The organism is Mesorhizobium sp. M7A.F.Ca.CA.002.15.2.1, assembly GCF_003998715.1.
In the GTDB taxonomy this organism is placed as follows: Bacteria; Pseudomonadota; Alphaproteobacteria; order Rhizobiales; family Rhizobiaceae; genus Mesorhizobium; species Mesorhizobium ciceri.
The window spans coordinates 1-6,447 of record NZ_RZPI01000294.1 but is presented as its reverse complement, the minus strand read 5'-3'; the positions used below and the strand labels follow the sequence as shown (position 1 = coordinate 6,447).

Genomic DNA, 6,447 nt, shown 5'->3' with positions numbered 1-6,447 from the left:
AAGGTGGCCAAGGCCTACACGATCGACACCGATGAGCTCAACAAGATGAGCGGCGAGATCGATCTCGGCGGCAAGACACCGGAGGACGTCGCAGCTGCCTGGATCGCCGCCCACGAGGCCGACTGGAAAGCCTGGGCGCAGTGATCGTTCCGACTGGAAAAATGAGACCCGGCTGCTGACCAGCCGGGCCTCACTTGTTGATATTCCAGAGGGACGTTCGAATGACGGACAGGACTGAACAGGAGCCAAACACGGCGGGCGCGCCAAAAGACGCCCGTCCGGTAAAGCTTGCCTGCCGCAATGTCTGGAAATTGTTCGGATCGAACGCGGCCAATTTCATCCGCGAACGTGACGGCAAGGCCAGCATAGCCGACGTCACGGCTGCCGGGCTGGTCGGCGCGGTGCGCGCCGTCGACCTCGAAATCCGCCAGGGCGAGATTTTCATCATCATGGGCCTGTCGGGCTCCGGCAAGTCGACGCTGGTGCGCTGCATGTCGAGGCTGGTCGAGCCGACCCACGGCAAGGTCGAATTCGAGGGCAATGACCTGCTGAAAACCTCCGATGCAGCACTCATCGAATTGCGACGACACCGCATGGGCATGGTGTTCCAAAATTTTGCGCTGTTGCCGCATCTCAACGTGCTGGAGAACATCGCCTTCCCGCTCAGCATCCAGGGGCAGGACCGGGCGACACGCGAAGCAAGGGCGCGCGAGGTCATCGAGCTTGTCGGCTTAAGGGGTCGCGAGCATTTCTATCCGCGCGAACTGTCCGGCGGCCAGCAGCAGCGTGTCGGCATCGCCCGCAGCCTGGCGACAAAACCGGAAATCTGGTTCCTCGACGAGCCGTTCTCGGCGCTCGATCCGCTGATCCGCCGCGAGATGCAGGACGAGCTGATGCGGTTGCAGATGATGCTGCACAAGACCATCGTCTTCATCACCCATGATTTCGACGAGGCCATCCGGCTGGCCGACCGCATCGCCATCATGAAGGATGGCGAGGTCATCCAGATCGGCACGCCGGAGGAACTGGTGGTCAATCCGGCGACCGACTACGTCGCCGAGTTCACCCGCGACGTCGACCGCGCCAAGGTGATCTCGGCACGCAGCCTGATGCGCGCCTGCGACGGCTCGGAGCACGGCGGAACGGTGGCGCCGGAGGCCAAGATATCCAGCTTTTCCGCCAGCATCGTTGCCGCCAACAAGCCGTTCGCGGTCGTCAACGGCAGCGGCAAGCCGATCGGCGAGGTGACGCCGCAAGCGGTGATCGATCTGCTGGCCGGCATTGAGCGTTCCGGAGCCGGCACATGACGGTGACGGCAAGCGCCGGCGAAACACGGTCGCGCCCGGTTCAGGTCTGGCTGCTCGTCTGGGCGGTGGCACTCGCGGCCGTGCTTGTCGTGTTCCTGTTGCGAGACCGCCTGTCCTGGGCGGTCAATTATCCGGCCAGCGCCGTCGTGCCGGTCGCCGATTGGGTCAGCGCGCTGATGCGCTGGATCAAGTCGAACCTGTCGTGGCTCACCCGCTCGATCACCGCGGTGCTCGGCGTTCCGCTCGATTTCGCGCTCAATCTGCTGGCCAAGAATTTCAAGATCGGTCGGGGCGCAGAAGCCTATGTCCTGCCGCGGCTGTCCTGGGTCGGCGTCTGCGCTGCCGCCTTCATCGCGGGGCATGCCGCCGGCGGCAGAAAACTCGGCCTGCTGGTCGGCGGCTGCTTCCTCTACATCGCGCTGTTCGGCCAATGGACCAGCGCCATGCTGACGCTTGGGCTGATCTCCATCGCCGTGCCGTTCTGCATCGTCACCGGGCTGTTCGCCGGCATCTGGGCGTGGCGCAAGCCGTGGGCCGAAAGGCTCATCGTCTCCCCTGCCCTCGACCTGATGCAGACGATCCCGACCTTCGCCTATCTCATCCCAATGCTGCTGCTGTTCGGCAACAGCCCAGTCTCGGCGATGATTGCGACCGCCATCTTCGCCACCCCGCCGATGGTGCGAGCAACGATGCTCGGCCTATCGCGGGTGCCGTCGGAGATCGACGATTTCAGCGAAATGGCCGGCTGCACGGCGCAGCAGAAACTGTGGCGGGTGCTGCTGCCGTCGGCGCGGCCGACATTGATGGTCGGCGTCAACCAGGTCATCATGCTGGCGCTGAACATGGTGATCATCGCTTCGATGATCGGTGCCGGCGGCCTCGGCTACGACGTGCTCCTGGCGCTACGCGCGCTGAAGGTCGGCGAGGCGATGGAAGCCGGCCTTGCCATTGTGGCACTCGCCATCGCACTCGACCGGCTGAGCCAGGCCATCGCGCACAGCCAAGCAAAGGGCCATGTCCATCAGGAGGTAAGCCCGAGCCTCTGGCGGCGCTACCCCAACCTGACGCTGGCCATCGCCATCCTTGTCGTGACAACACTGTCCGGTCTGTTCGTGCCGGCCTTGGCAGTGGTGCCGAAAGCGATCACTTTCACCACGGCGCCGCTGTGGAAGGCGGCGGTGAACTGGGTGACCATCAATTTCTTCGACACGATCGAAGCGTTTCGCGTGGCGCTCATCCTCAATCTGCTGAACCCGCTGCGCGCCTTTTGCGAGGGCTTTCCGTGGCTCGGCGCCGTCTTCCTGCTCGGCCTTGCCGGCTATCAACTCTCCGGCCTGCGTCTCGCCGTCCTCGTCGCCGCGCTGACCGCCTTCTGCGCCATCACCGGCCTGTGGGAAAAGACCATGGCGACGGTCTATCTCTGCGGTATTTCGGCCTTCATCGCCTGCCTGATCGGCATCCCGATCGGGCTGATGGCTTCGCGCAGCGACCGGTTCGAGAAGATCGTCACGCCGGTCATCGATACGCTGCAGGTGCTGCCATCCTTCTGCTTCATCATCCCGGTGGTGATGCTGTTTCGGGTCGGCGACGTCACCGCGATGATCGCGACGATCGCCTTCGCCGTGGTGCCGGCGATCCGCTACACCAATCACGGCATCAGGCAGGTGCCGCCGGCGCTGATCGAGGCGGCCAAGGTGTCGGGCTGCACGCCGCGCCAGACCTTCTTTCGCGTGCAACTGCCGCTGGCGCTGCCGGAAATCATGCTGGGCGTCAACCAGACGATCCTGATGGCGCTGGCAATGATCATCATCTGCGCCATGGTCGGCACCCGCGATCTCGGCCAGGAAGTGTTCATCGCGCTGTCCAAGGCCGATTCCGGCCGCGGCATCGTCGCCGGTCTCGCCATCGCCTTCATCGGCATCGTCGCCGACCGGCTGTTCAACGCCTGGACGGCGAAGGCGCGCGCAAGGCTGGGTTAGGATTAGCCGCCCCGATACAGGAGAGAATGATGACTGGCCGGATCGCTCACTGCACCTGCGGCCAATTGCAGATCCGCTGCCCGCAAGAGCCGGCCAAGGTCTCGCTTTGCCATTGCCTGGACTGTCAGCGGCGGACCGGCACTCCGTTCGGGATCGCCGCTTTCTTCGATGCCGCCGAGACCGAGATCAGCGGCTCATTCCAGACATTCCAACGCGATTCCGACAGCGGCTTTCCCGTCACCTTTCATTTCTGCGGAACGTGCGGCTCAACGGTCTTCTGGTATCCGTCACGAAAACCGGCGGCGGTAGCCGTCGCAGTCGGCTGCTTCGGAGACCCGGCATTTCCGGCGCCGACGCAGTCTGTCTATGGCGAGAGTCGCCACGGTTGGGTCGAGGCGCCGGCCTGACGGCGCCCACTCGTTATTCCGCCGCAACGCCCTTCACCTCAAGATAGCTCTCCATCGAATCATCGAGCGCCTGCAGCCACGGCGTATGATGCAGCGGCGCCATGGTGCCGGTCATCAGCGAGCGGTAGGCGTGGTCGCGGAAGCTCATAATGTCTTCGCCCTTGTGGTGTTCCCATTCCATGAAGGTCTGGTTGACCGCCTCGACGTCGAAACCGGGATAATCGGTCTGGTCCATCAATTCCTTGGTGTAGTCGCCCTGGAACCAGATCATCTGCTCGGCGTCTTCCAGCGTTTCCTCACGCGCGCGCCACTTCGCGCCGTGAGCGGCCATCGCCTCGGCCGAGGGCAGCTTGATGCGGCCCATGATGACGTCGCGGGCAAACCAGGCCTGCGCGTCGAACATATTGAAGGTGTAGAACTGATCCTGCATGCCGATATAGGAAAGCTGTGGGTTCTTCTCCCAGACGACGCCTTCATAGAGATCGAGCGGCCACATGCGGTTGGCTGTCTTGAGCTTCAGATCGTCGGTCAGGAAGGGGAAGGAATGCAGGTACCCGGTGCACAGGATGATGGCGTCGACATCCTTGGTCGTGCCATCCTTGAAATGCGCGGTTTTGCCGACGACCTTCTGCAGCAGCGGCACCTCTTTCCAATTCTCCGGCCATTTGAAACCCATCGGCTTCGAGCGGTAGCTGGAGGTGATGGATTTGGCGCCGTATTTGTAGCATTGCGAGCCGATGTCCTCGGCCGAATAGGAGCGGCCGATGATCAGGATATCCTTGCCCTTGAACTCCATCGCGTCGCGGAAATCATGGCTGTGCAGGATGCGGCCATTGAAGGTGGAGAAACCCTCGAAATAGGGCACGTTGGGTACCGAGAAATGCCCGGAGGCGACGACGACATTGTCGAACTCTTCCGAGTAGGTGACGTCGTTGGTGCGGTCATGCGCGGTGACGGTGAATTTCTTCGTCTCGTCCGAAAACGTCACCATGCGCACCGGGCTGTTGAAGCGCACCCATTTGCGCAAGCCTGATTTCTCGACGCGCCCCTTGATGTAGTCCCACAGCACGGCGCGCGGCGGATAGGAGCCGATCGGCCGGCCGAAGTGCTCCTCGAAAGTATAGTCGGCGAATTCCAGGCATTCCTTTGGTCCGTTCGACCAGAGATAGCGATACATGGAACCGTGCACCGGATCGCCATGCTCGTCGAGACCGGTGCGCCAGGTGTAGTTCCACAGGCCGCCCCAGTCCGACTGCTTTTCGAAGCAGACGATCTCGGGAATGTCGGCGCCCTTGTCGGCCGCCGATTTGAAGGCCCTGAGCTGTGCCAGGCCGGATGGGCCGGCTCCGATGACGGCAACGCGACTTTTCATGGCAGGCCTCCCGATCTGGTTTCGACTTTTGCCTTGACGCAACTCCCAAGGGGAAAGCGCTATGCGCTTTTTCCGGAATTGCTCTTACGAAACAAATTTCACTCACAGGGACAGTAATTGGCCCTTTCGTGCTGTCAACAGCCCGGTGCGGAAACAACGTTCCGCCGATGTGGATTTCCCGCAAAAAACCGGACGCGGCCAAACGCCGGATCGTGCGCATGTGCTTTCAGGCGACTTGCCGTCGCAGTTGCGCTGCTGTATCGGCACCTGACATGTTCACCTAGAGTGAAATAAATCCGCAGGAGTGCCGGGGGCGACATGGCGAAGAAGGTTTCCGATTCCAAGGCTGGTCCAGCCGGTGCAAAGGCCAAGCCGCAGCCAAAGGTCTCGGCCGACGGGAAAACCATCCGCGCGCCGCTGACGCAGAACCCGCATGCCATTCGCGACACGCGCGAAAAGGTGCTGGAGGTGGCGATCGGCCGCGAGGTGCGCGCCTTCCGCAAGAAGCTCGGCATCACCGTCGCCGATCTGGCGGTCGCCACCGACATTTCGCTGGGCATGCTGTCGAAGATCGAGAATGGCATCACCTCCCCGTCACTGACCACCTTGCAGGCGCTGTCGCGGGCGCTCGGCGTCCCGGTGACAGCCTTCTTCCGCCGCTTCGAGGAAGAGCGCAGCGCCGTTTTCGTCAAGGCCGGCCAAGGCCTCGATGTCGAGCGCCGCGGCACGCGCGCCGGTCACCAGTACAATCTGCTCGGCCATATCGGCTCCAACACCAGCGGCGTCGTCGTCGAGCCCTATTTGATCACGCTGACCGAGGATTCCGACGTGTTTCCGACCTTCCAGCATGAGGGCATGGAATTCCTCTATATGCTCGAGGGCGAGGTCGTTTACCGGCACGGCAGCAATCTCTACCCGATGAAGCCCGGCGACAGCCTGTTCTTCGACGCCGACGCGCCGCACGGGCCGGAACAGCTGACGAAACTGCCGATGCGGTATTTGTCGATTATCTGCTATCCGCAGAGCGCGGGTTGAGCGGGACTCGATCTCCCCCCACGAGGGGGAGATCGGCAGCTTCGCGGGCGTCGCTCAATCCGGCCCGAACCCAGGGCTCGTCGGGCTGCCGTCGTCGAGCTTCGACAGCCACTCGACCAACGTTGACCTATATCGGGTCAGGCCCTTGTAGTTGCCGAGTTCGTCGGGCAGGTCGCGGATGACACGGTGCAGGCGCCGGGCCCATTTTGGTTGCGTCACCAGCTCATCCATCTTGATCAGATAGCAGCGGATCGGAAAGACGATGCCGTTCGAGCGCGGCAGGCGCCAAAAACTCTGCAGCTCGACGCGCAGATGCACTTTGTCGCCGACATTCTCCGGCGTCACCG

General features: G+C 62.7%; 7 protein-coding genes. 5 read left to right on the top strand and 2 right to left on the bottom strand.

Annotated features, from left to right (window positions below; genetic code table 11):
* The 4 genes from ENZ74_RS35715 to ENZ74_RS17435 form a co-directional block, all read left to right on the top strand.
* On the top strand, positions 1 to 144 hold a 144-nt coding region (locus tag ENZ74_RS35715), incomplete at its 5' end, for a glycine betaine ABC transporter substrate-binding protein (protein WP_348630696.1).
* A 77-nt stretch (positions 145 to 221) separates the two neighbouring features.
* On the top strand, positions 222 to 1,307 hold the full coding sequence (locus ENZ74_RS17445; protein WP_063167624.1) for a glycine betaine/L-proline ABC transporter ATP-binding protein: 1,086 nt from the start codon (positions 222 to 224) through the stop codon (positions 1,305 to 1,307).
* Positions 1,304 to 3,286: an ABC transporter permease subunit gene (locus ENZ74_RS17440; RefSeq protein ID WP_063167623.1), complete on the top strand. Its 1,983-nt coding sequence runs from the start codon at positions 1,304 to 1,306 to the stop codon at positions 3,284 to 3,286. Before ENZ74_RS17445 ends, ENZ74_RS17440 begins: the two co-directional genes overlap by 4 nt.
* 29 nt (positions 3,287 to 3,315) lie before the next feature.
* Positions 3,316 to 3,693: a GFA family protein gene (locus ENZ74_RS17435; RefSeq protein WP_063167622.1), complete on the top strand. Its 378-nt coding sequence runs from the start codon at positions 3,316 to 3,318 to the stop codon at positions 3,691 to 3,693.
* Between the two features lie 13 nt (positions 3,694 to 3,706).
* Here ENZ74_RS17435 and ENZ74_RS17430 read toward each other — a convergent pair whose 3' ends face one another.
* The gene (locus tag ENZ74_RS17430) at positions 3,707 to 5,065 is read right to left on the bottom strand and encodes an NAD(P)/FAD-dependent oxidoreductase (protein WP_013532892.1); all 1,359 of its coding nucleotides are present in this window, start codon (positions 5,063 to 5,065) and stop codon (positions 3,707 to 3,709) included.
* Between the two features lie 318 nt (positions 5,066 to 5,383).
* Here ENZ74_RS17430 and ENZ74_RS17425 point away from each other — a divergent pair, with 318 nt between their 5' ends.
* On the top strand, positions 5,384 to 6,100 hold the full coding sequence (locus ENZ74_RS17425; protein WP_013532893.1) for an XRE family transcriptional regulator: 717 nt from the start codon (positions 5,384 to 5,386) through the stop codon (positions 6,098 to 6,100).
* Between the two features lie 54 nt (positions 6,101 to 6,154).
* Here the strand turns inward: ENZ74_RS17425 and ENZ74_RS17420 are convergent.
* Positions 6,155 to 6,447: heme-dependent oxidative N-demethylase subunit alpha family protein (locus ENZ74_RS17420; protein WP_127312888.1), on the bottom strand; the 293-nt coding region annotated here is incomplete at its 5' end.